Source organism: Ochrobactrum sp. A-1, assembly GCF_022488005.1.
Classification (GTDB): Bacteria; Pseudomonadota; Alphaproteobacteria; order Rhizobiales; family Rhizobiaceae; genus Brucella.
Window position 1 is genome coordinate 1226806 of sequence record NZ_JAKVQC010000004.1, and the last position, 25127, is coordinate 1251932.

Consider the following 25127-nt stretch of genomic DNA (forward strand, 5'->3'; position numbering starts at 1 on the left):
TGCATTGAGCGCATCGACTGATGCATTACGCCAGTGCGGCGATGTAACGACTAACCGTTACTGGCATCCCGTACATCAGTGCATCGGCTGTCAATCCATGTCCAATGGAAACTTCGTTCAACTGCGGAATACGTTTCACCAGCGCAGGCAGATTTGCTACTGTCAAATCATGTCCCGCATTGAGGTCCAATCCCAACGCTGTAGCCGTGCTTGCCGCCTTTTCCAGTCGATCCAGTTCACGCACTGCAGCAGCCGGATCGTCATGTGTCGCGCCATAGGGACCGGTGTAGAGCTCTACACGATCCGCGCCGATAGCTTTGGCACGTTCGTAGCCCGCCGGATCAGGGTCAGCGAACAATGAGACACGCATTCTGCCAGCTTTAAGGCGGGCCACGACCCGAGCCAGAAAATCAGCTTTCGACACGAAGTCCCAGCCATGATCCGACGTCGCCTGCGTTGGATCATCAGGCACGAGCGTCACCTGTTCCGGCTGATGCTTCTCCACGAGATCAAGGAACGCCTCGCTTGGGAAACCTTCAATATTGAACTCTGCCTGCGGAAATTCATCATCGATCAAAGCGCGTATATCGCCGAGATCGGAAAACCGGATATGACGCTGATCGGGACGCGGATGTACCGTCAATCCGGCAGCTCCGGCGGCAAGAGCAGCGCGGCCCAGATCGGTAACGCTTGGCCACGGCAAATCACGCCGGTTTCGCAGCATCGCAACAGCGTTGAGATTGACCGATAATTTCGCAGGCATTGAAGACTCCCGGATGAATATTCCGCTTTATAACGCCTGCTACGGAAAAATGTGAGTGTTTTGCCGTCGCACCGCAGCCGCAATCCCCAATCATGAAATCTGCTTGTAACAAATTGGGTTTGCAGGGTTTTCAAGCCCACATCAATTTACAGGGCAATCGCAACCTTTGTCCCTGCATCGGCGTTTAAAATAGATCAATTACGGAGGTCTACAATGCGAAATGAGGACATACCCGTCATTCGCCGAATTCCAACAAATCGGGACGACGTTTTCGCCTTTGCAATCGAAGGCCATCTCGATGATGCGTCATTGGAGAATCTCTACGGGCTTCTCGACGCAGCTTACGAAACGCATGAAGAAATCGATCTACTGATCCGCCTAACCGGCTATGAAGGGGTCGATTGGACGGCTGCGTTCTCAGAAAGCATGCTCTCCATGCGTTCAAAGTCTCTCAAAAAGCTTCGTCACTATGCAATCGTCGGCGGCCCCTTGTGGATACAGGCCAGCATAACACTCATGCAGCCTTTTCTGTCCATAGAGCTTCGCGCTTTCGAAGCAGACGAAGAAAACGAAGCCTGGGAGTGGCTCAGCGCCCGACCGACAGACGAATAATTATTTTACAATGGTCAAACGTTCGGCTGCACGCGTGATCGCCGTGTAAAGCCACCGCTCACGTGTATCGCGAAACGCGAAACTTTCGTCAAAGAGCACGACTTCATCCCACTGAGAACCCTGCGCTTTGTGTACCGTCAATGCATAACCATAATCAAAATCGTCGTAGCGCTTTTTAGTCTGCCAGGGAATTTCACTGTCGGGATCTTCAAACTGCGCCTTGAGCAGCTTGATCTTCGCCACACCACGATCATCGTCCTCAGGTGTAACCAGAAGATTGATGCCGGGCTTCACCGTTTCCTTGGATGAAGTCATCACCTTCCAAAGTGAACCGTTGAGAAGTCCCTTGGCAGGGTCGTTACGCAGGCAGACCAGCTTGTCGCCAGCCTGTGGGTAATCCGCAGTAAAGCCTTTTAGCTCCCGAAGGCGCTGGTTATAGCGGCGGCGCGTTCGATTGGTGCCGACAAGCACCTGATCGGCAGACAGCACCATTTCCTGATTGACGTCGCCTTTTCCGATAACTCTTGCAGCGCCATGGTCGCCATAGGGAAGCTCACGCCCTTCCCGCACATCGAGCGCCATACGGATGATTGGATTGTCCTGTGCCTGACGATGAATCTCGGTCAGGAGATAATCTGGGTCGTGTTCCGTGAAAAAGCCACCTCCGGAAATAGGAGGCAACTGTCCAGGATCGCCAAGAACGAGGATCGGAGTGCCGAAACTCATCAGATCGCGTCCCAGCGCCTCATCGACCATGGAACATTCGTCCACGACGATCATCGCCGCTTTGGCGACAGGGCTTTGCCGGTTAAGCGAAAAGGTCGGCGCGATGGAAGTCTTGCCGGTCGTTTCGTCCTCAATCGCTTCTTCGCCACGTGGGCGGTAGATGAGCGAATGGAGCGTGCGGGCATTGCTGGCGCCTTTCGAGCGCAGCACCTGTGCCGCCTTGCCGGTAAAGGCTGCAAACTGCACATCGCCATCCACATGCTCGGCGAAATAGCGGGCGAGCGTCGTCTTGCCCGTACCCGCATAGCCGAACAATCTGAAAATGGGACTGCGGCCGTCTTTAAGCCATTGCCCGACGGCCTTCAGCGCCTGATCCTGTTCCGGTGAAAACTGCATGATCCTTTCAGACAGGATTCGCCGCCTGAAAACAAGATCAAACCGTGATCAAACGTTTTTGCTCACCAGCGCTGCAAATCGGTCGAGATCGACATTGCCACCGCTGACGATTACGCCCACCCGCTTGCCTTGCAGCTTCGACGCTATCTGTCGTGCGCCAGCAAAGGCGAGACACCCCGTAGGCTCGACCACCATTTTCATCCGACTGGCGAAGAATTTCATACCTTCAACCAGTTCATCGTCGCTGACAGCCAGAATATCGCGAACAGTTTCGCGGATAATGGCAAAAGTCATGTCGCCAAGAGCTTGCGTCTGGGCACCGTCCGCCAACGTCTTCGGCACGTCGATGTGAACTATCTTGCCAGAGCGAAAGGATTGCTGACCGTCGTTCCCCGCCTCCGGCTCCACGCCATAGACGTCACAGCCCGGCGACAAGGCTTTCGCGGCCAATGCCGAACCTGCAAGCAGACCACCGCCGCCAAGACAAACGAACAGGGCATCAAGCGGACCCGTTTCCTCGATCAACTCCTTGGCCGCAGTTCCCTGTCCGGCGATGATATCAGGATGATTGAACGGTGGAATGAGGGTCAGTCCCCCCTCTTCTGCCAGACGCTTCGAGATCACATCGCGATCTTCTTCATAGCGGTTATAGGTGACAACCTTCGCGCCATAGCCCCGCGTTGCGTCAAGCTTCGCGCGCGGCGCATCCTCAGGCATAATGATGGTCGCGCCAATGCCGAGCAATTTTGCTGCGAGCGCAATTGCCTGCGCGTGATTGCCGGATGAAAAAGCCAACACACCTCGCGCCTTCTGCTCATCTGTAAATCGGGACAGGGCATTGAAGGCGCCACGAAACTTGAAGGCACCTATCCGCTGGAAATTTTCGCATTTGAAAAAGAACTGGGCACCAGTTTCGTGATCGATGGTGGACGATGTGAATACCGGTGTCTGGTGAGCATAGCCTTCGATCTGCTTTGCAGCCGAAACCACGTCATCATAAGTTGGAAGCTTATTCATCATTTGCCCTTCACCTTTATTTCAGCATCGGCCACAAGCTCAAAATGAGCAGTAAAGCCATGATAAAATTGAAACATTTCAACCGAAAGGGATCGGAAAGCCAACTGCGCAGCAATGTGCCAAATCCTGCCCATACTGACACGCTTGGCAAATTCACAATCGCAAAGGCGACGCTGACCAGAAACACCGCGACATAATAGTTGTCGTGGTTGGCATAGGTGGCAATTCCTGTAATCCCCATCACCCATGCTTTTGGATTGACCCATTGGAATGCTGCCGCCTGTAAGAAAGTCATTGGCTCGCTTTTATCCCGATGCTTGGCATCGCCAATGGAGCGCGACATCGCAATTTTCCAGGCGAGATAGAGCATATAGGCACCACCGGCAAACTTCAGCGCCACATAGAATGACGGCACCATCTCGATCAAAGCGCCGAGACCGAAACCAACCGCCAGCAGCAATACGAAGAAGCCCATGCCGATCCCCAACATATGCGGAATGGTGCGGCGGAAACCGAAGTTTACGCCCGAAGCTAGGAGCATCAGATTGTTTGGTCCCGGTGTAACGGACGAGACGAAGGCGAAGACAAGAAGCGCCAAAAAAACTTCAACGGACATAGGACGGCCTCGATTTATGGGGACAAATTAGCTCATTAAAAAACCGGCACAATCGAAACATTGTGCCGGTTTTCAACGATATTGTATCGGTTTTGATTGAAGGCTGTTACATACCTTCCGGCCCGCGATTCATGGCCGCGACGCCCGTACGGCAGGTCTCAACCAGACCAAGCGGCTTCATGATCGAAATAAACTGATCAATCTTCGCGGTTTTCCCGGTAATCTCCAGAATGAAGTGATCAGTCGTCGCATCAACCACCTTGGCCTTGAAAGCATCGGCAAGGCGAAGCGTTTCAGCCCTTGCCTCACCTTTGCCGGCGACCTTCACCAGCGCCAGTTCACGCTCGACAGGACGATCATGGCCGAGTTCAAAGGCGCGGTGGCTGAGATCGACAACACGATGAACCGGAACAATGCGGGCCAACTGGTGGCGGATCTGGTCCAGCACGTGCGGCGTGCCGCGCGTCACGATTGTAATGCGCGACAGGTGTTTTTCATGCTCGGTTTCCGAAACCGTCAGGCTTTCAATATTATAGCCACGACCAGAGAAAAGGCCGATCACACGAGCTAGGACGCCCGGTTCGTTGTCAACGAGTACGGCAAGCGTATGCGTTTCCGGCGTTTGCGTTTCGGCTGCAATGAAATAGGCCGATCCGGAAGCTAGGTTCTGTGCATTCATGATTTCTTTCCTCCGGATCAGACGAGCGCGCGGCCCTTGGCATCGATGGCGTTGGCAACCGCCTCATCTGTTGCTTCATCCGGCAACAGCATTTCGTTATGCGCCTTGCCCGACGGGATCATTGGGAAGCAGTTGGCGAGATTTGCCACGCGGCAATCGAAGATAACCGGCTTGTCGATGTCGATCATTTCCTGAATAGCAGCATCGAGATTACCCGGCTTGTCACAGCGAATACCATGCGCGCCGTAGGCTTCGGCCAGCTTGACGAAATCCGGCATCGCTTCGGTATAGGAGTGCGATAGGCGGTTGCCATGCAGGAGCTGCTGCCATTGGCGCACCATGCCCATATACTGGTTATTCAGGATGAAGATCTTGATCGGCGCATTATGCTGGATGGCAGCCGACATTTCCTGAATGCACATCTGGATCGAGGCATCGCCTGCAATGTCGATAACCAGCGCATCAGGGTGTGCGATCTGTACCCCGAGAGCGGCCGGCAGGCCGTAACCCATGGTGCCGAGACCGCCAGAGGTCAACCAGCGGTTCGGTTCCTCGAAGCCATAGAACTGTGCAGCCCACATCTGGTGCTGCCCAACTTCTGTGGTGATGTAGGTCTTCCGATCCTTGGTCAGTTCATAAAGCCGCTCAATTGCATATTGCGGCATGATGACGTCCTTGTTCGGCGCATAGGCGAGCGAATTACGGGCACGCCAGCGATTGATCTGCTCCCACCAGGCGCCGATTGTCTGCTTTTCGGGCTTCTTGTCAGAGGCACGGAACTGCCGAACGATATCTTCCAGAACATGCGCGACATCGCCAATGATCGGCACGTCGACACGCACGCTCTTGTTAATCGACGACGGGTCGATATCGATATGGATTTTCTTCGAGTTCGGAGAAAATGCGTTCAGACGTCCGGTGATGCGGTCATCGAAACGGGCACCGATGCACAGCATGACATCACAATCATGCATGGTCATGTTGGCTTCGTATGTGCCGTGCATACCAAGCATGCCGAGCCAGTTCTTGCCGGAGGCTGGATAAGCGCCGAGCCCCATCAGCGTGGATGTGATCGGGAAATTGCTGATCTCGACCAACTCGCGCAGCAGACGGGATGCTGCCGGGCCGGAATTGATCACGCCGCCGCCGGAATAGATGACGGGCTTCTTTGCATTAAGGAGCAGACGAACGGCATCCGAAATTGCCTGAGCATTGCCGTCGAGGACCGGACGGTAGCTGGTGCGCGGCGCAGTTTCCGGCGGCGTATATATGCCCTTGGCGAACTGGATATCCTTCGGAATGTCGACCACAACGGGACCGGGACGACCGGTGGAAGCGACATGAAAGGCTTCGTGCAGGATGCGCGCCAGATCGTTGACGTCCTTCACCAGCCAGTTGTGCTTGGTGCAGGGGCGCGTGATACCGATCGTATCGCATTCCTGAAACGCATCGGAGCCAATCAGCGTTGTCGGAACCTGACCGGAAATGCAAACGAGCGGAATGGAGTCCATCAGAGCATCCTGCAGCGGCGTAACTGCATTGGTTGCACCCGGACCGGACGTAACAAGCATCACACCGACTTTGCCGGTCGAACGTGCATAGCCCTCCGCCGCGTGTCCTGCACCCTGCTCATGCCGGACCAGAACGTGCTGAACTTTGTCCTGCTGGAACAACTCGTCATAGATCGGAAGCACGGCGCCGCCGGGATAACCGAAGATGCTCTCCACACCCTGATCGATCAAAGCCTGAATGACCATTTCAGCGCCGGTCATTTCGCGTGGATTGCTCGCTTCTTGCGTTTCTGCGGCGTTTGCGTCCGCCTCACGTTTACCTGCAGTCATTGTTCTCTTCCCGTCGTCTGCATTTTATTTCTGATTTGGATAATAAAAAAGGCCCCCGAGGGAGCCTGTCTTTCGCGCATGGGAGCTTTCGCCGGATGGTTACACCATCCTGCCCATGCGCGCCCGTACCACAAGAATAATAATCATGTTCATGGTGGCGGACACTAATAGCCGGATTTGGCGTCGTCAACGCATAAATACATTGCCTGCGATATTTTCTTAGGCTCACCCGTCCCAAACGATAACTTTATTTCAACGGAAGATTCTTATCCTGACGCGAAACCTCCTGTTGAGGGCTGGGGCGGAGTGGGCAGCATGAGCGAAATCGGGGACAGTTCCAACGCGCGAGAACAAGGCGAATATGTACAGCGCAATCGTACGGAAGGCCATGTCATCCAATGCGACGGCGAGAGCGCAATCGTCTCGGCATTGTCAGGTCCCTCTTCGGCAGCATCTGACGATTATTGGGCCGTAGGCCAGCTTATATCCATTCAGACCGGCAATAATCGCGTTGTAGGTCTCATCCGCAACGTGCTTGTTCCCGGAGATGTCTGGATACGCGGCGGTGACAATACGCTCCATATCCATGTCGAGTTTCTGGGCGAGGTTCGCGTGCAGCCGAACGGACAGACCTCATTCAATGGTGGCATTTCGCAGTTCCCCCACCCCGGCGCTATTGCCCATCGCATCCGTGCCGCCGATCTTGCTGCGATTTATGCACAAACCGCTCACAACAGCGTTTCGATCGGTACACTCACGCAGGATGCAACCGTTCCCGCCTACATATCTGTCGATGATCTTATCTCCCGGCATTTTGCTATCGTCGGCACAACGGGCGTCGGCAAATCGAGCGCCGTCATGCTGCTCCTACGCCGGATCGTCGCCGAAAAGCCCAATCTGCGCGTACTCATCCTCGATCCACACAATGAGTTCGCGAGCGCATTTCCCGATCTGGCCGTGGCGGTCGATCAGACGAATATCGAATTGCCATTCTGGATGCTGCGGCTGGATGAATTTGCAGATGTGATCTTTCGCGGGCGCGCGCCGAACCCGATGGAACTCGATATATTGCGCGATCTGGTCCTGCTTGCCCGCGAAAAAATGCAGGGCACTGAACTGTCAGCCACGAAAACATTGCGACGACAGCTTGCCGACCGCCAGAGCGTCAGCGCCGACACGCCTATCGCCTATCGTCTGCTTGACCTGATAGCCCTTATCGATGAGCGGATGGGACTTCTCGACAGCAAGGCAGAACGTCCCTATCTGCGCAGCCTCAAAGTTCGGCTGGAATCGATCTCTGCCGATCCCCGCTTCCGTTTCATGTTCGCCGTAACCGGTGGCCCGGAAACAATGCGGCAGGCCATTGGCCGGATTTTCCGCATACCGCAAAACGAAAAGCCCATCTGCACATTTCAGCTTGCAGGATTGCCGTCCGAAGTCGTCAATGCCGTTGCTTCCGTCTTGTGCCGTCTGGCATTCGATATCGCTCTTTCAAGCGAGGGCAGCCTGCAGACGCTCATGATCTGTGAAGAAGCCCACCGTTATATTCCCGCCGACCGCGACGCCGGGTTCTGGCCGACAAGACAAGCCATAGCGCGTATTGCCAAAGAAGGCCGAAAATACGGCTCCTATCTCGGAGTGATAAGCCAGCGTCCTGGCGAGCTTGATCCAACAATCCTCTCACAGTGCAATTCGATTTTTGCGATGCGGCTCGGTAATGAGCGTGATCAGGAAATCATCAGAGGGGCTATTCGTGGCGGCGCGCAAAGCATGGCTGGCTTTCTGTCATCAATCGCTAACCGCGAAGCGATAGCCTTTGGCGAAGCATTCTCGACACCGATGCGCCTGACATTCGAAACCATCCCGCCGCATCAGCTTCCCGGACGCAGCAAAAGCGAAAGCGCTCTTTCAAGCTGGCGCAGTGATGGCAAAATATCGCTCGACCGTATCGTTGAAAAATTGCGTGCTTTTGAGAACAGTTCGCAGGCTGAACCGGTGGACCCGATCGGAGACGAGGATAATCTGTGGGGCAGCCCGGTCTCCACCAGTCGCCGTGACCCAACGCCTATGGACGAAGCCTACCATCGTTCTTCTTCGTCAAAGCCGCAAACATCACTCAGCCTCGACACAAAACAGAGCATTGAGAAGATGGGCGAACTGGTGCGCAGCTTTCGCAAGGACCGCGAGCGTTAGGCGCAGACGCGGTTACGGCCCATGTTCTTCGCGGCATAGAGCATCTTGTCGGCGCGACGATAGAGGTCCTTCGAGTTCTCGCGCCGGTCCCATATGGCAAGGCCAATACTAACGGTGACGCCAAGCTTCTCATCGCCCAGATCGATTTCAAGCGTCGATATGGCTTTGCGGATACGATTGGCAAGCTTGATCATCAATTCCGCGTCCATGTTCGGCGCAAGAACTGCGAACTCCTCGCCGCCAAGCCGTGCAACGACATCATGATACCGCGTATAGTCCTTCAGACACCGCGCCACTTCTTGCAGCACGATATCACCAATGTCATGCCCATAAGTATCATTCACTGTCTTGAAATGATCGAGATCGATAATCATCAACCCGACAGGCCGCTGAATCCGGTCGAACTGGACCAGATATTCCTTCAGCGCCTCATCGAAATACCGCCTGTTCTGCATGCCGGTCAGGCTATCCGTCAGCGCGGCATGTTCGAGGGTCTGCGACCGTTCGGAAAGATCCTGCGTGATGACCTGCAGCTTGCCGCGGTCCTGCGCATCGGTACGGATTTGCGGATAGATCAGGAAAAGCCCGCAAGCGATAGTCGCAATCAGCACCCAGATTGTGACGTAACTCAACTGATCGAGCCTCGAAACCAGTTCCGACGCACTCACATCAAGTGGCAAGGTCTGCAATTGTCCGATGTCGACACGAGCCTGGTAAAGCAACAGCCCAATACCGAACATCAAAACAATCAGAATAAAAAATGCCCGCTCCGATTTATGAAATCGCATAGTCCGCGCCCGCCTCTCCTGCTTCAGAGAGTGCCAGCGAGTTATTTCGTTGTCGTTAATTGAGCGAAGGCCTCATCAGAATTTGCATTCACACACCAGCTCTCATCAAGCTGATTCCGAAACCAGGTCGACTGACGCTTTGCATATTGCCGGGTGGCGATAACCGAACGTTCAATTGCTTCTTCCCGCGACATCGAGCCTTGCAGAAATGCCGTGATCTCACGCACACCGATGGCCTTTATTGAGGGCAATGCCGGGTCGAGATCAAGCGTCAGCAACGCTTTGACTTCATCAATCGCGCCATTGTCCCACATCAGGGCAAATCGCCGGGCAATACGCTCTGAAAGCCATGCCCGATCCGGCAGCAATACGATCTTGCGCGCTCTCTCATCGTCTATCAGTGCCTGCCCTTTCGTCTGCTGCCAAGCAAGAAGCGACTTTCCGGTGCCTTCAAAAACTTCCAGCGCCCGAACGATGCGCTGGCTGTCGAAGGGTTGAAGGGTTGCGGCCATATCCGGGTCGCGTTCGCTGAGAAGCTGGTGAAGAAGTTCCGGACCATTCGCCTCCATACGTCCCCGCCAATAGGCCCGAACATCACTCGACACCTCTGGCATCTGCGACAGTCCACCGAGCAGCGCTTTGAAATAAAGCCCCGTGCCACCAACAAAGATTGGGGTCCTGTGCTTCATGGCAGGTTGAGATAGCAGGCCAGCCACATCATCCAGCCATCGTCCGGTCGAATAGGATATCGACGGCGCGATGTGTCCGTAGAGATGATGTTCTGCCGAAGCGAGATCGGCTTTGCCGGGTCTGGCAGTCAGAAGATCAAGAACATCATAAACCTGCATGGAATCGGTGTTTACAATGAAGCCGCCGGTCTCATGAGCCATGCGAATGGCAAGTGCCGACTTGCCGCTGGCCGTTGGGCCAGCTATCAGGATTGCATTCGTGACCGCGTCCTCACTCATCGCCGGAATTGTTCTCCATGTCCCAACAGGTTTCTCTCGTCGCCACTTTGATTGCCAACCCGGCCAAAGCATCGCTTGCATCAGCGCTTGGGATTAAAGCCTCAGCAGCGGTGAATGCAACCGGACTCTATTGGCTGGCCGACAACATCGCCTGCGACATTGCCCTGCCATCAGGCATCGGCATCGAAGAAGCCGAAACCCTGTTGCGCCATTCGCTTGATGGCGCGCCGATCGATGTGGTGGTGCAGGAACAGGAGCTCCGGCGCAAGAAAATTCTGATTGCCGACATGGATTCCACGATGATCCAGCAAGAGTGCATCGACGAACTGGCAGAGGAAGCCGGACTGCGCGAGCATGTGGCGGCAATCACCGCACGCGCCATGAATGGTGAAATCGCTTTCGAACCTGCCTTGCGCGAGCGGGTGGCCTTGTTGAAAGGCCTGCCGCTCAATGTCATCGACAAGGTCATTTCAACCCGCATCACACTGATGCCCGGCGGGCCGGAACTCGTGCGTACCATGCGGAAACATGGTGCTTACACGGCGCTTGTGTCCGGCGGTTTTACCTCATTTACCCAGCGTATCGCCGAAATGATCGGCTTCAATGAAGACCGTGCTAACAGGCTGATCGACGATGGCATGTATTTGACCGGCCTTGTCACAGAGCCAATTCTCGGTCGTGAAGCCAAGGTCGAGAAACTCGTGGAAATCGCCGAGCGCCTCGGTCTCACACCGGATGACGCAATTGCGGTGGGTGACGGAGCGAACGATCTCGGCATGATCCAGCTTGCAGGCACTGGTGTCGCACTTCACGCGAAGCCGACTGTGGCAGCGCAGGCTCGAATGCGGGTTGACCATGGCGACCTGACCGCCCTCCTCTATATTCAGGGCTATAGAAAGGCGGATTTCGTTCAATGATCATTCTGGAAACGCCGCGCCTCATCATCCGGAACTGGGGGGATCACGACCGCGACCTGTTCCATGTCATCAATTCCGATGAAGAGGTAATGCGTTTCTTTCCCTTTCGCAGGAACCGCTCGCAATCGGATGAACTGTTCGACTACCTCCAGAAGATGATTTCTGAAACGGGTCTCGGTTTCTATGCCCTGGAAGAAAAAGAAGGCGGTCAGTGCATCGGCTTCGCCGGTCTCGCCCGCACCAGCCTCGAACCTTATTTCCCGGACGGTACTGTTGAAATTGGCTGGCGGCTGGCCACTCCATTTTGGGGCAAGGGCTATGTAACCGAAGCGGGCAAAGCGCTGATCGAATATGCTTTCGGCACCCTTGGCCTCTCGGAAGTCGTTTCCTTCGCCGTCCATAATAACAAGCGGTCCACAGCCGTTATGCAGCGCATCGGCATGACCCGTGATCCGTCGAGCGATTTCGACCATCCCCGTGTGCCGGATGAAACTCCACATTTGAAGCTTCATTCCGTCTATCGCATTCAGGCAGACTGACCGGCCACCCATCCCGAAGACCACGCCCACTGGAAATTATAGCCGCCGAGCCACCCCGTAACATCGACCACCTCGCCGATGAAAAACAGGCCGGGAACGGATTTGGCTTCCATGGTCTTGGAGTCGAGATCGCGCGTGTCGACCCCTCCAAGCGTAACTTCAGCTGTACGGTAGCCTTCCGAACCGGCAGGTTTGATGCGCCAGTCGTTTATCGCTGCCTCGACACGGCGGAACGTCTTGTCGGACATATCTGCCAGATGGCCAGTCGCACTGATATCTTCGGCTATGGTCTGTGCAAGTTTCCTCGGAAGATAAAGCGCCAGCGCGGTCTGCAAGGCCTGCTTGCCATTCTGTTTGCGTTGCTCGCGCAGTGCTTCGAAAATATCCGTTTCCGGCAGCATCGCAATGCGGATTTCTTCACCTTCCCGCCAGTAGGAAGAAATCTGCAAGATCGAAGGGCCACTGATACCGCGATGCGTAAAAAGCATTGCCTCGGCAAATTTCGTTTTGCCGCAGGCGACAACGGCATCGACGGCAACACCGGCCAGCGGCTTCAGCCGTTCCAGTGTGTTGGGTTCAAATGTCAGCGGAACCAGCGCCGGTCGTGTTTCGACAATTCGCAATCCAAATTGTGTCGCGATATCGTAGCCGAAGCCTGTAGCTCCCATCTTCGGAATCGACTTTCCTCCACACGCCACCACCAGTGATCGACAGCGCACTGGACCATCCGACAACTGGAGAGAAAAGCCCTGTGCTGATTTCTCGACGGAACTGACACTGCAGCCAAGCTTCAGTCGCGCGCCATGGCGCTTCATTTCCCCCAGCAACATTTCGATTATCTGCAACGCAGAGCCATCACAGAAGAGTTGGCCAAGCGTCTTCTCGTGATAAGCGATGCGGTGACGCTCCACGAGCGCGATGAAGTCGCGCTGCGTGTAGCGACTCATAGCCGAGATACAGAAATGCTGGTTCTGCGAGAGGTAGTTCTTCGGGCTTGCATAAAAATTGGTGAAATTGCAGCGACCACCGCCCGATATGCGGATTTTCTCACCGGCTGCCTTGGCGTGATCCACGACCAGTACGGAACGCCCGCGTTTGGCCGCCTCGATGGCACACATCATGCCTGCCGCGCCAGCGCCTATGACCACAATATCGACTGTTTCCAACTCACCCTACTCCGAATGGCGCCGGTCCATAGCACACCGGAGGCGAATGAAACAGAAGGCCCTGCAATTTTGAACGACGAATGAGGAGCACTCGAATCTCTTCGTGCGGTTCCGACGCCAAGTGTTTCAAACCGCAAAACAAAACGGCATTGCAGTTTTCCCTGCAATGCCGTTTCAGCAGTACACTCAATTCAGGATCAATTGATCCGGACAGTCACAAAACGCAGTTCTCCCGAACGTGAGGCCAGCATCATAAGCGCGTTCTTGCGTCCTTCGCGGCGCAGCGCATCAATACGCTTCTTCACGTCCTCGGGCGTCTTCACATTCACCTGTCCGATATCGACGATAACATCGCCGGTTTCGATACGTTTCTCACCTGCGGCTGAGCCTGGGGAAACATACAGGACCGCAACACCTTCCACATCTTCCGCAATGCCAAATTCTCCGCGAACATCGTCATTCAGTTCGCTGAGCTTCATTCCAAGCACGCTCGGGGCAGCATCGCTTTTCTGCTCCTTTTTCGGCATATCCGGCGTTACCGTGCCTTCATCACCGCCCTCACCTTCCGGCAGCGGAGCCTGATCTTCCGTCGCAGCTTCGGTGCTCTTGTCGTCCTCAACCAGACGTCCCAGCTTGACTTTCAGCGTCTTTTCCTCGCCTTGGCGAACCACGACGATCTCGACTTCCTTGCCGACCGGAGTTTCTGCAACTAAGCGCGGCAGATCGCGGGCGGTATCGACCGGCTTGCCTTCGTAGCGGATCACGACATCGCCGGCTTCAATGGCCTCGTTGTCAACTCCGGAATTTTCGATCAGCCCGGCAATCAGCGCACCCTTGGCTTCCTTCAGACCGAGGCTCTGGGCTATATCTTCAGTTACAGGCTGGATACGCACACCAAGCCAGCCACGGCGAACTTCGCCAAACTCCTTAAGCTGGTCGATAACACCCACAGCCATCTCGGCCGGGATAGCAAAGCCGATACCGATAGAGCCGCCCGATGGTGAGATGATCGCCGTGTTGATGCCGATCACCTTGCCATCCATGTCAAACAGCGGGCCGCCCGAATTGCCTCGGTTGATGGCCGCGTCAGTCTGGATGAAGTCATCATAGGGGCCAGAATTAATGTCGCGCTTGCGAGCCGAAATGATGCCCGCTGTTACCGTTCCACCGAGACCGAATGGGTTGCCAATTGCAAGAACCCAATCACCGATACGCGCTTTTTCCGAATTACCGAACTGCACGGCCTTCAGCTTGTGCTTGGACGGATCAACCTTGAGAATTGCCAAATCGGTCTTGATGTCTTTTCCAACCAGTTCCGCTTTCAGCTTGGAACCATCGTTGAAATTGACTTCGATTTCGTCCGCATCGGCGATGACGTGATTGTTGGTGACGATGAAGCCCTTGTCGGAATCGATGACGAAGCCGGAACCAAGCGACTGGACCTTGCGCGATTCGTCTCCCTGCACACCGCCCTTGTCACCAAAAAAATCCTTGAAATACTCCTGGAATGGAGAGCCTTCCGGCACCTGCGGCATCGGAACCGCACCGTCACTTTCGCCGTCTTCTTTGACGGTCTGCGAGGTCGAGATATTCACGACCGCATCCAGCAGTCCTTCGGCCAGATCGGCGACGGAAGCTGGCCCCTGAGCCGCGATTGCCGGAGGCGTTCCTATCGAAAGAGTGCCAGCGACGGTCATCGCCCCCAATGCCACGGTTGCGAAAAGGGTGCGAACAAATCCCACCTTTGGTGCAATTGCCATGAAGCCCTGCTCCGTTCCTGTCTGCTTGCAGTCATTTGATTAGCAATAAGTCGCTGCAAAATACGGCCTGTTTACGGCCCCGCATAGACTACAGACGATAAATAACGGAAGGAAAGCGGCTTATCCCCTGACAAGCCAGACAATGCCGACGCCGATTGCAAGGGCTGCAATCCCGGCAATGCGCAACATATTCTCCGGCGTCTCGCTCGCTTCACGAGCGAGCTTCTTCGCCAAAAAAGGAAAGCCGCCGTAGAGTAGCCCTTCGAGAACGAAGAGAAGACCTACGGCGGCTAGAAAATCGCTCATGAGCGTTTGACCGGTTTTACTGGGCAGGCGTTGCCAGCTTGCCGCCAGCATCACGGAAGAACTTGAAGAACTCCGAGTCCGGCGAAAGAACCAGCGTTGTATCCGGTGTTTCAAGCGCTTCACGATAAGCGGACATCGAACGATAGAAGGCGAAGAAGCCAGGGTCCCTGCCTGCAGAACGTGCGAAGATTTCACTGCGCTGCGCATCGCCTTCACCGCGAAGGATTTCTGATTCCTTGCGTGCTTCCGCAATTGTTTCGACGACCTGGCGATCTGCAACAGCGCGGATACGCTGGGCAGCTTCACGGCCACGGGCACGCAGGCGCTCGGCTTCGGCAAGACGCTCCGCCTTCATGCGGTCATAGGTCTGCTGCGAGACTTCAGCCGTCAGATCGGTACGACGGATGCGCACATCGGCGATGGTCAGGCCAAGCGACGTTGCATCGGGACGAAGCTGGTCACGCACTTCGCGCATCATGTCGCCACGTTCTTCCGAAAGTGCCGCTTCGAAACCACGCTGGCCGTAAACACTACGCAATGCAGCATCGAGACGGGTGCGAAGACGCTGTTCAGCAAGCAGCGTGCTACCGGAAACGGTTTCACGGAACTTGCGCGCATCGGTGATGCGGTAGACGAGGAACGCGTCGACATCATAGAACTTGCCGCCCGAAACCTGAACGCGGATATCGTCCAGATCGAAGCGCAACAGACGATCATCGATCAGCTGCACGGTATCTGCATCGAGGAAACCGAAAGGCAGTTTGAAATAGATGCCCGGTTCCGTCTTCACATCAACGATCTGACCGAAACGAAGCACGATGGCCTGCTGACGCTCAGATACGATAAAAGTAGCGGAGTAGATCAGGAAAGCGACGACGGCGATTATACCGCCAATGATTGGGAGCCTGTTCTGGGCCATTACTGGTTACCTCCGCTCGGGGTCGTCGTGGTCGCATTCACGCCGGGACGTGGCTGCTGGCGCATGAGTTCGTTCAGCGGCAGATAAGGCACGACATCCTTTCCAGGTTCGACAATAACTTTCTTGGTGCTCTTCAGCACCTGTTCCATGGTTTCGAGGAACAGACGGTTGCGCGTCACTTCCGGCGCCTTCTGGTATTCACCCAGAACGGAGCTGAAACGCTGCGCCTCACCTTCCGCGTCCTGAACGACACGGTTCTTGTAAGCGGCTGCCTCTTCGCGAAGCTGTGCTGCTTCACCGCGAGCCTGACCGAGCTTCTGGTTCGAATACTGGTTCGATTCTTCTACGAAACGATCTTCGTCCTGTTCAGCACGCTGCACTTCATCAAAGGCATCAGCCACTTCACGCGGCGGCGCTGCATCTTCGATGGAAACGGCATTGATCTGGATACCGGCCTTGTAAGTATCGAGCGTCTGCTGAACGATATCGCGAACGCTGGATGCGATTGCAGAACGGTTATCACGGAAAACGTCTTGAGCGGGACGACGACCGACGATTTCGCGGATCGCGCTTTCAGAAACCTGCTGCACCATCGCATCCGGATTATCGACGTTAAACAGATATGCCTGCGGATCGGAAACGCGGTAGAGAACCGAGAACTGAACGTTGACGATGTTCTGGTCGCCCGTCAGCATCAAGCCCTGCGTGGCACTCCGGTTGCCCTGCCCGCCAATATTGATCTGCTTTTCGACGATCTGCGCCTTTTCATAGGTTTCGATTGGCCACCAATGGAAATGCAGGCCCGGCTCGGACACTTCTTCCTTCGGCTTGCCAAAGCGCAGTTCAACGGCAAGTTCGTCCGGCTGCACGGTATAGATCGACTGGAAGAGCCAGAAGCCGACGACTGCCGCGCCAATAAGGAAAAGAACGCCGCGATTGCTGCCGCCCTTGCCACCACCACCGGGGAAGACCTGCTTCAGACGATCTTGTCCTTTACGCAGAATGTCTTCGAGATCAGGTGGTGTGTTCGGGCCGCCGCCGCGTGGGCCCTTCGGTCCTTGTCCCCAGGGGCCGCCATTATTGTTGTTATTGTTATTATCGCCGCCGCCGCCCCATGGGCCGCCGCCACCATTCTGATTACTCCAGGGCATCCTCACCTCTCGTCCAGGCGACGGGAAAGCGAGCTGCCCACTCCCGTCATCAACTAATGTTTCCGTTTTATAGGCATCGGGAGGTCCGCTTTCAACGCGAAGACGACAAAATTCGTGAACTATGCTTTACACAGCACGTTTTTCGTACACGAAATAGCGCGTTGGGTGACTATCCTTGTCACCGGCGGGCACATCCTCCTGCGAAATGACGCACCAGATTTGCGGATCGATTTCTGGAAAATGCGTATCTCCGTCGATCTCGGCCAGAACCCGAGTCAGATGAATGCGATCGGCAAGCGGCAAGGCCTCCGCATAAATCTTTCCGCCACCTATGATGCAAACCTCTCTGAGGCCCAGATCAAAAGCCAGCTTTTGTCCGAGCGCAATTGCCTCTTCGAGAGAACCGACAATGCTCGCGCCTTCAGCCCGAAATTCCTTGTCCCTCGTCACCACGATATTGGGTCGCCCCGGCAAGGGACGTCCGATGGATTCCCAGGTCCTCCGCCCCATGATAACCGGCTTGCCGAGTGTCAGGGCCTTGAAACGCTTGAGATCAGTCGACAGACGCCATGGCATATCGTTGTCACGCCCGATGACACCGTTTTCGGCGGCAGCAACAATGATCGAAACTATCGGCCGACTAGAGGACATAGTGCACCTCAGACCGCAATCGGGGCTTTGATCGTCGGATCGGCCTCATAGCCCTCAAGCTGGAAATCCTCGAAACGGAAGGCAAATAGGTCCGTCACTTCTGGATTGATCCACATGGTCGGCAATTTCTTTGGCGTCCGGGTAAGCTGCAGACGCGCCTGCTCGAAATGATTGGCGTAAATATGCGCATCACCCAGCGTATGAATAAACTCGCCCGGCTTCAGCCCGGCGACCTGCGCGATCATCATCGTCAACAACGCATAAGAAGCGATGTTGAACGGTTTTCCGACATCATTGTTTATTTTCATAGCATGGTACCATTTCAAATAGCCTTCGATCCACCGATCTAGCCCATTGATCCGCACTTACAACGAATCGTTGCTTCTATTCCAAACTAGTATGTATCCGCCGCTAGGCGGATTCCGTTTAAAATTAGAAAGACTGAACGGCGGTGGATCAATGCTAAAGCCGATTCAGTCTTTCTAATCAAACAAAGCGACGGCCCTCGGGCCGTCTCGATTCGGCGTCAAGCCGAAAACGGACCCGGCGCAGCCGGGCTTTGAAAGCATGCATCAGCACAGCAACCCTTTTATCCAGGCCATAACACACGGCTAAATTGATTGCTAATCGTTGCTCTTACTAAGCTTGAATAAATGATGGAACATGGCGTCCTGTTTGCGTGATCGAATCGGAGGGGGCATGACCGGGTATTGGCAAAAAAAGACGGGTATGGCCGAGTATTTACGTCTGTACATGCGCGAAGACAAATGGCTCGCTTGGGAAGACCAACCTGCCGATCCTAACGATCCAAGTAGCAGGACAATTCCCGGAGCGAAGAACAAGGTCGGAGAGACGCTTCGCAATGCCTTCAATTCTACAAATGTCATATTTCTCTTAGGGTCCGGTGCATCGTTCTCTGCTGTGAATTCGAGCGGCGGGGGGCAAGCTCCTGGCATGGCAACACTCTGGAAGGCTGTCCGCGATAAAATTGACAAGGAAACACTTAAAAACGGCCAAAGCTTCGACGACATTGCCGAAGAGTTACTTGGCATGTCGCCACCTAAACCGGAAGAGACAAGTGCAGGCAATATCGAAAAGCTGCTCAGTCTCTGTAAAATGAAGCTGGAGTTGCTAAGCGTCAGGGCCACTGACGAACAATTTGAGCAGCTTGATTCCGAAGTCTCGGTACTAACAGATTTCATTTCGAAGGCCGAAACCGCTATTCTGAGCGAGGTTGGTTTCGTAGATGAGAAAACATCCCTGCCCGCCCATTCGAATTTGCTGAGAAAGTTTTCGAAGCGAAGTGCTGAGAAACCGCGCGTAAAGCTCTTTACCACCAACTATGATCTTTGTCTGGAAGAAGCTGGAGCGCGACTAGGCATTGTTTTTATTGACGGATTTTCGCACAGCGCCGAACAACGTTTCAATAGAGATTACTTTCAAACCGATATCGTACGAAGGTCATCGTCTGGGACAAAGTCGGATTACATCGACAGCGTTTTTCATTTGTACAAGATGCATGGCTCCGTCGACTGGAGGCGACGATCAGATGGTGCAGTTATTCGGCGCGCCAAAGGTGAAGGAAATGACCTAACTCCTGTTCTGATCTATCCAAGGTCTACAAAGTATCAGGAAGCGTTCGAGACGCCTTATTTAGATATGTTTGCCGCGTTTCAATCTGCGTTAAGAGAACCAGATACCACTATTTTCGTTGCAGGCTTTGGGTTCGCAGACGATCATATAAGCTCACCTATCTGGTCTGCCGTAGAATCCAACCTTTCCTTAAAACTAGTACTTGTTGATCCAGGCTTTATTGAAGAACAGAAGCTAGACGCTATCCAACCTGATCACGCTTTGAAAGCAGAGGAATTTCTGCCCAATAAATATCAATTGAAACTGATGCGCTTGATCCAGCAAGGGGACACCAGACTAACGGTCCTTAACGGGCGCTTTGAAGATCTGGTTGACGCGATTCCTTCTGTGTCCGGCGAAACCGACCGCCAGAGGCTTCTAATGCGTTTGGAAGATCTGGGTGGCGTGTAATGACTGCAACAAGCGATTATGCGTTGATTGATCCTGATAAGCGCGTGGGTACCGTAACCCGGGTGGGAGCCTCGTCTGTTGAACTGACGGTTCCGCTAGGTCTAGCCATTTCCGGACAACGGGGGCTCGCCAGAGGTACTACAGGTGACTTTCTTTTTATTGATTGCGATGCAGCAATAGTTCTTGGTCGTTTGACAGAAGTCATCGTTCCGGAGCGTCAACGTTCGGCGTTGGAGCGTCAACTGGAGCAGGAAATCGTCACCGATCCACAGGGCCGGGCTCAGTTGTTGGCAACAATTGATAAAACAACGAAAGAAGTGTCTCGTGGCATTAATACCAAGCCCAGAATTGGAGACAGCATTTATTTGGCCGAAGGGCAAGCGCTCGCGTCAGCGATCCAGTCTGCTCTTCGAGGTGAAACGAAATCGGAAAAAGGGGCCCAACATCTAATCGAGTTGGGACGGCTTTCCGGACTAAATGACGCTCAGATTATGGTTCCGCCAGAAAAAATCTTCGGCAGGCACTGCGGCATATTTGGAGCAACGGGTGGAGGTAAAAGCTGGACGGTATCCAAGCTTATTAACGAAGTGGTCCGTCTCAAAGGCAAATGCATATTGTTCGATCCGACTGGAGAGTTTGAAGGGAAAATCACGGGGGCAAAAGAATACCGTTTCTCAAGTGGCGATGCAGAACATCCACTCGTGAGATTCCCGTACAAACACCTGTCGGAAACCGATTTGTATGGTCTGTTGACGCCATCAACTCAAATGCAGGGTCCCAATTTACGAAGCGCAATTAAAAGCCTGAGGCTATCTGCGTTTTTGCGATCTGACCCAAAAGAATTTCCTCCCGCCAAACAAGAAGACGGAAGTCACCTATACTTCGTAAGCAATAAGCACTTTATCGAAGTAATGGAAAACGGAGTGATTAAAAAAGCTGAAAGAAGTCGAAATTGGATTAGCAGAGCGCTCATCAAGTTTGCACCACATCTAGACTCGCAATTTTGCGACTTCGATGTCCGATTACTTTCAACTCAGATTCGTGAAGAATGCGTCAAACAGCATAACAATTTTCAAGATGGTTTTTATGGGAAAGTGGATGATTATGCGCTCGGACTCTGTAACTCTCTAAATGTTAGAATTGAAAACTATCTTTCATCATCTGAAATGAAGTGTATTTTTTCCGATGAAGGAAAAGATGTATGCGAAATCATCAAAGATTTTATTAAAGACCCAAACCAAAACGCACTTTTGTTATCGTTTGAACACGTCAGCTTCAAATATAATACGCGCGAGATATTACTCAATACAATCGGTAGATACCTTCTAAGTTTGGCGCGAGAACAAACGTTCAAAGAATGCCCATTGATTTGTTTCCTGGACGAGGCTCATCAATTTGTGGGCCGTTCAATAGGCGACGAGACTAATCGTGTGTCACTGGATGCTTTTGGTTTGATTGCAAAAGAAGGCAGAAAATACGGCCTAACGGCTGCAATTGCTACGCAGCGGCCGAGAGACGTTCCGACCGACGTTCTGAGCCAGTTGGGAACTCTTTTCGTACATCGTCTCACCAATGATCAAGACCGAGTGACCATTGAACGAGCATGCGGCGATCTTGATCGGGATGCGGCTGCGTTCATTCCGTCGTTGGCTCAAGGTGAGGCAATCATTGTCGGGCCCGATCTTCCTGCACCGTTACCAGTGATTATAACTCACCCCGAAAAGGCTCAGCAGCCAGAATCAAAGGGCCCAGATTATCAAAAACACTGGGGATGATCGCCAAAATAGCCAGAGTTGGGGAATTCTGCAACGCATTTTGCGATTAGAATCTCTGAAAGAATCTGGGAGTCCTATGTCTCGTACATGACGCGACCCATGTCGCTGACGTCATACCCGCCAATGCTTTTGAACTCGTTCTGGAACTTCTCGGATTTCAGGATCTCGAACATGGCCCTGATTTCGTGGCGGTCGATATGCTCGGTCTTTACGACCAAATCGTACCGCTCTCTCTTTAAGGGAACAAAGTCGACGTTATCGACTTGCCTTGCAATCTTTTCGGTTCCCACAGCCAGATCCGCATCACCACGACCCACGGCACTGGCGACGGCTAGATGCGATTGATTTTCATCTTCGTAACCAGCGATGCGACTTCCATAAATACCGAGCAATTTCAGATTTTCATCGAGTAAAACCCGCGAACCAGCACCTTTTTCTCGGTTAATTATTTGAATATCGTCCCGGGCAAGGTCCTGCCAGGAAACAATCCCTTTGGGATTTCCCTTAGCGACATAAAACCCTTGTGTACGATAGGTGATATTGACAATGGTGCAACGGATACCTGGAAGCAGAGCGCGGACGTGGGAAATGTTATAATCGTCTGTAGAACTATCCCATAAATGGGCGGACGCTACGCTGATCCGATCATGATAAAGCGACACAAGACTATCGTAGCTGCCGATATATGCACGCAACGCTGCGATCCCGTGCAAGCGAAGAAAGTTCGACAGAATGTCCAGGATGAGGTCCTGGCCACATATGATGAAACCGCCGTTTTCTGGACGATTGATCGAGAGATCGAAGTAGCGCTTTTCGTCCAGTGCTACTGACGTTAATTTCTCCTTTTCACGAGCTTTGTGCTCGAAGCGGCCGACATAGTCCCGGATCTGGGCCTCGGTGAAACGGATTTTGCGTCCCACCTTATAGAATCCGATGCCCTCATTCTTGATCAGAGTGTAAACCCCGCTCTTGCTGATATTCAGAAGGTTGGCGACATCTTCAACAGTCAACGCGTCACGGGCTGGCATAGCTTCCCCTGTCAGTTCATGCATTTTCATATCTATTCATTTAGTTACGCACATTTTTCTAATAGAACAATCTCATTTCGTTCATTTTGACTTTACTTGCTGTTATGTGCGACCTCTATATGCGGCTGGCCGTCCTGCTATTACGGAGCTTCTGGATGTTTCAACCCTTCACTCATCGCACACATCTAACAGCCGTTGTCGCGTTCAGTTTGGCAACCGGTTCTTCGGAAGCAGGTACGATACTGAAGTTATCACTGCTGCCTCGGACATGAAATTTGCGAGGGAAGTGATCACTACCGCCTTTAAGGTCGACACAAGCCATGAGGCGAAGCTGTCACTGGGCTCAACTGACAACTTCGCCACACGGATATTGCGAAAGCGCACCATTCCATATGTTCATGGCGGCAAATCAGAAGTTTACTTCCCCAGCCTCATGTCGAGGGCCTGAAACATGCGCCTGGAGACGACATATATGTCTCTTCAATACTACCTCTGTCGCTCAGCGCCATATCACGTTCGCACTAAAGAAAGGACGCGACAATGTCTGATCTCATAGCAGCGCCGTCGCCTCGCAAGCTTCCGAGCGCCTTCGCAGGAGGGGCAATCATCGGCACGCTCGGCGGTCTAATCGGTCTTGGAGGAGCCGAGTTTAGATTGCCTCTTCTCATCGGATTGTTCCGGTTTGCCGCGCTGGAGGCCGTCATTCTGAATAAAGCCATGAGCCTGGTCGTGGTGGCGACCGCTTTACCATTCCGGGCTGGAACTGTACCTTTTACACAGATCGCCGCACACTGGCCTATCGTGGTGAACCTATTGGCGGGAAGCCTTGCAGGGGCATGGTTCGGGGCAGGATGGGCCACCCGACTGAAATCGGAAACGCTCTACAAGTTGATTGCCAGCCTGCTCGTCGTGATCGCAGTCGTTCTCCTGTTCGGCCACGATGCCTCTGTGTCGGGTCAATTGTTGAGCGGTACTGCTCAGTTGGTGGCGGGAGTTATCGCTGGGTTCGGAATTGGTGTCGTGGCCTCGTTGATGGGAGTGGCGGGAGGAGAGCTTCTGATCCCTACGCTCGTGCTACTCTTCGGTGCGGATATCAAGCTCGCCGGATCTCTTTCACTCGCGGTCAGCTTGCCTACGATGCTGGTCGGCTTTGCTCGGTACAGTCGCGATCAAAGCTTTTCCGTTCTCGGACGAAACAAACAGTTCCTCGTTGTCATGGCAGCTGGCTCGATTGTGGGAACCTTCATTGGCGGGTTTCTGTTAGGCATCCTCCCAAGCGGTGTTCTGCTTCCAGCATTAGCGCTCATCCTATTGATCTCAGCTGTAAAGGTGTGGCGACATGAATAAGCCAGGTTGCAAGTGGTGCGTTCAAAACAACATGTTTGGAGGAAAGCCGCTTGTGCAAAACCGCTCGCATTTCTTGATGGCAAAAGATCATCCGACTAATCCGGCCGCCATGATTATCCCATATCGCCATGTGGAAACGCCGTTTGAATTCTCGTTAGAGGAATGGACCGACCTGGGGCTTATACTCAGCAATGCGAAAAATCATCTGGCCGAATACAAGCCTGACGGTTTCACCTTAGGGTGGAACGTTGGAGCAGCAGGTGGGCAGCATGTCTTTCACGCCCATATGCATGTCATCTGCCGTTTCGAATACGATCCGACTGCTGGCAATGGGTTGCGAGACCTCATCCAAACAGCCGAATGAGAATTCGGTTCGCAAAATCCCGAAACTGCGTCAGCTGCTTTCTGACGATATTATGTTGAAATCGTTGGGAAACACAACGAGCTCAGCTTTGAACAACTTAGCAGCTCAAACAGTAAAGCAACTTGTCGACCGATTTTAAGTCGGACTTGAAACCTGTAAATCATCAGAGCAGGTTGACAACGGCTATATATCCGCTATTCTGGATATATGGAAAACGAAGACGCAATTGCGGCACTGGCTGCCCTCGCTCAGTTAACACGGCTCGAAACATTCCGCCTGCTGGTAAAGCACGAACCTGACGGTATTCCGGCAGGGGAACTGGCACGCATTCTGGATGTTCCGCAGAACACAATGTCCGCGCATCTTGCGACGTTGTCGCGTGCAGGTCTTGTGAGGGGCGAACGTCACAGCCGTTCGATCATCTATCGTGCTGATCTTGACCGATTTCGGGAACTGACGCTTTTCATGATCAACGACTGTTGTGGTGGCAATGCGAAACTTTGTGCGCCTTTAATTGAAAGCCTGACACCGTGCTGCGAACCAAAAGCGGCAACGCAATGAA

The 25127-nt window shown here is 53.6% G+C and carries 24 protein-coding genes and 1 pseudogene; 9 read left to right on the forward strand and 16 right to left on the reverse strand.

Annotated elements, in window-relative coordinates:
- Positions 1-25: 25 nt before the first annotated feature.
- The gene (locus MKS82_RS15435) at positions 26-763 is read right to left on the reverse strand and encodes a pyridoxine 5'-phosphate synthase (RefSeq protein ID WP_109989081.1); all 738 of its coding nucleotides are present in this window, start codon (positions 761-763) and stop codon (positions 26-28) included.
- Positions 764-976: 213 nt separating this feature from the next.
- Between MKS82_RS15435 and MKS82_RS15440 the strand changes: the two genes are divergently transcribed.
- Complete coding sequence (locus tag MKS82_RS15440) at positions 977-1375, forward strand: SpoIIAA family protein (RefSeq protein ID WP_109989080.1); 399 nt, start codon at positions 977-979, stop codon at positions 1373-1375.
- Here MKS82_RS15440 and MKS82_RS15445 read toward each other — a convergent pair whose 3' ends face one another.
- The 5 genes from MKS82_RS15445 to MKS82_RS15465 all read right to left on the reverse strand — a co-directional run bounded on the left by MKS82_RS15445 (position 1376) and on the right by MKS82_RS15465 (position 6650).
- A complete protein-coding gene (locus MKS82_RS15445; protein WP_109989079.1) occupies positions 1376-2497 on the reverse strand; it encodes an ATP-dependent DNA helicase in 1122 nt (373 codons plus the stop codon).
- Positions 2498-2545: 48 nt separating this feature from the next.
- The gene (locus MKS82_RS15450) at positions 2546-3514 is read right to left on the reverse strand and encodes a threo-3-hydroxy-L-aspartate ammonia-lyase (RefSeq protein WP_109989116.1); all 969 of its coding nucleotides are present in this window, start codon (positions 3512-3514) and stop codon (positions 2546-2548) included.
- Positions 3515-3530: 16 nt separating this feature from the next.
- Positions 3531-4130, reverse strand: a complete 600-nt coding sequence (locus tag MKS82_RS15455) for a LysE family translocator (RefSeq protein WP_240578981.1) — start codon at positions 4128-4130, stop codon at positions 3531-3533.
- 106 nt (positions 4131-4236) lie between these two features.
- Positions 4237-4809 carry an acetolactate synthase small subunit gene (gene ilvN / locus MKS82_RS15460; protein ID WP_061346045.1) on the reverse strand — a complete coding sequence of 191 codons (573 nt, stop codon included), beginning with the start codon at positions 4807-4809 and terminating at the stop codon, positions 4237-4239.
- A 17-nt stretch (positions 4810-4826) separates the two neighbouring features.
- Entirely contained in the window at positions 4827-6650 is a 1824-nt protein-coding gene (locus MKS82_RS15465; protein ID WP_109989077.1) for an acetolactate synthase 3 large subunit, read from the reverse strand.
- A gap of 315 nt (positions 6651-6965) precedes the next feature.
- On the opposite strand from MKS82_RS15465, the gene MKS82_RS15470 reads away from it, so the two are divergent.
- Positions 6966-8843: an ATP-binding protein gene (locus MKS82_RS15470; RefSeq protein ID WP_109989076.1), complete on the forward strand. Its 1878-nt coding sequence runs from the start codon at positions 6966-6968 to the stop codon at positions 8841-8843.
- Here MKS82_RS15470 and MKS82_RS15475 read toward each other — a convergent pair.
- Positions 8840-9631 carry a GGDEF domain-containing protein gene (locus MKS82_RS15475; RefSeq protein ID WP_104755936.1) on the reverse strand — a complete coding sequence of 264 codons (792 nt, stop codon included), beginning with the start codon at positions 9629-9631 and terminating at the stop codon, positions 8840-8842. The two genes, MKS82_RS15470 and MKS82_RS15475, sit on opposite strands and share 4 nt — an antisense overlap.
- A 41-nt stretch (positions 9632-9672) precedes the next feature.
- The gene (gene miaA, locus MKS82_RS15480) at positions 9673-10599 is read right to left on the reverse strand and encodes a tRNA (adenosine(37)-N6)-dimethylallyltransferase MiaA (protein WP_109989075.1); all 927 of its coding nucleotides are present in this window, start codon (positions 10597-10599) and stop codon (positions 9673-9675) included.
- A gap of 17 nt (positions 10600-10616) precedes the next feature.
- Here miaA and serB point away from each other — a divergent pair, with 17 nt between their 5' ends.
- Positions 10617-11516, forward strand: coding sequence for a phosphoserine phosphatase SerB (gene serB, locus MKS82_RS15485; protein ID WP_109989074.1), 900 nt, complete (start codon positions 10617-10619; stop codon positions 11514-11516).
- Entirely contained in the window at positions 11513-12055 is a 543-nt protein-coding gene (locus MKS82_RS15490; RefSeq protein WP_109989073.1) for a GNAT family N-acetyltransferase, read from the forward strand. The genes serB and MKS82_RS15490 overlap by 4 nt, the downstream gene beginning before the upstream one ends.
- Here MKS82_RS15490 and MKS82_RS15495 read toward each other — a convergent pair.
- The 7 genes and pseudogenes from MKS82_RS15495 to thyA all read right to left on the reverse strand — a co-directional run.
- On the reverse strand, positions 12043-13221 hold the full coding sequence (locus tag MKS82_RS15495) for a BaiN/RdsA family NAD(P)/FAD-dependent oxidoreductase (RefSeq protein WP_109989072.1): 1179 nt from the start codon (positions 13219-13221) through the stop codon (positions 12043-12045). The two genes, MKS82_RS15490 and MKS82_RS15495, sit on opposite strands and share 13 nt — an antisense overlap.
- Before the next feature lie 197 nt (positions 13222-13418).
- On the reverse strand, positions 13419-14981 hold the full coding sequence (locus MKS82_RS15500; RefSeq protein ID WP_109989071.1) for a Do family serine endopeptidase: 1563 nt from the start codon (positions 14979-14981) through the stop codon (positions 13419-13421).
- A gap of 120 nt (positions 14982-15101) precedes the next feature.
- Positions 15102-15287: a DUF2065 domain-containing protein gene (locus tag MKS82_RS15505; RefSeq protein ID WP_105542215.1), complete on the reverse strand. Its 186-nt coding sequence runs from the start codon at positions 15285-15287 to the stop codon at positions 15102-15104.
- Positions 15288-15303: 16 nt separating this feature from the next.
- Complete coding sequence (hflC, locus tag MKS82_RS15510) at positions 15304-16206, reverse strand: protease modulator HflC (RefSeq protein WP_109989070.1); 903 nt, start codon at positions 16204-16206, stop codon at positions 15304-15306.
- A complete protein-coding gene (gene hflK / locus MKS82_RS15515) occupies positions 16206-17357 on the reverse strand; it encodes an FtsH protease activity modulator HflK (protein ID WP_061346037.1) in 1152 nt (383 codons plus the stop codon). The genes hflC and hflK overlap by 1 nt, the downstream gene beginning before the upstream one ends.
- Positions 17358-17483: 126 nt before the next feature.
- Entirely contained in the window at positions 17484-18008 is a 525-nt protein-coding gene (locus tag MKS82_RS15520) for a dihydrofolate reductase (RefSeq protein WP_109989069.1), read from the reverse strand.
- Positions 18009-18016: 8 nt separating this feature from the next.
- Positions 18017-18298, reverse strand: a pseudogene (thyA, locus tag MKS82_RS15525) (thymidylate synthase); the annotation flags it as partial.
- 409 nt (positions 18299-18707) lie between these two features.
- On the opposite strand from thyA, the gene MKS82_RS15530 reads away from it, so the two are divergent.
- On the forward strand, positions 18708-20051 hold the full coding sequence (locus MKS82_RS15530; protein WP_024897560.1) for an SIR2 family protein: 1344 nt from the start codon (positions 18708-18710) through the stop codon (positions 20049-20051).
- Entirely contained in the window at positions 20051-21826 is a 1776-nt protein-coding gene (locus tag MKS82_RS15535; protein ID WP_211692517.1) for an ATP-binding protein, read from the forward strand. The genes MKS82_RS15530 and MKS82_RS15535 overlap by 1 nt, the downstream gene beginning before the upstream one ends.
- Before the next feature lie 74 nt (positions 21827-21900).
- Here MKS82_RS15535 and MKS82_RS15540 read toward each other — a convergent pair whose 3' ends face one another.
- On the reverse strand, positions 21901-22878 hold the full coding sequence (locus MKS82_RS15540; protein WP_240578982.1) for a substrate-binding domain-containing protein: 978 nt from the start codon (positions 22876-22878) through the stop codon (positions 21901-21903).
- A gap of 516 nt (positions 22879-23394) precedes the next feature.
- Here MKS82_RS15540 and MKS82_RS15545 point away from each other — a divergent pair.
- From MKS82_RS15545 to MKS82_RS15555, 3 genes are all read left to right on the forward strand, one after another.
- Positions 23395-24201, forward strand: a complete 807-nt coding sequence (locus MKS82_RS15545) for a sulfite exporter TauE/SafE family protein (protein ID WP_024897564.1) — start codon at positions 23395-23397, stop codon at positions 24199-24201.
- Positions 24194-24565, forward strand: a complete 372-nt coding sequence (locus MKS82_RS15550; protein WP_211692519.1) for an HIT family protein — start codon at positions 24194-24196, stop codon at positions 24563-24565. Before MKS82_RS15545 ends, MKS82_RS15550 begins: the two co-directional genes overlap by 8 nt.
- A gap of 207 nt (positions 24566-24772) precedes the next feature.
- Positions 24773-25126, forward strand: coding sequence for an ArsR/SmtB family transcription factor (locus MKS82_RS15555; protein ID WP_024897565.1), 354 nt, complete (start codon positions 24773-24775; stop codon positions 25124-25126).
- Position 25127: the final 1 nt, after the last annotated feature.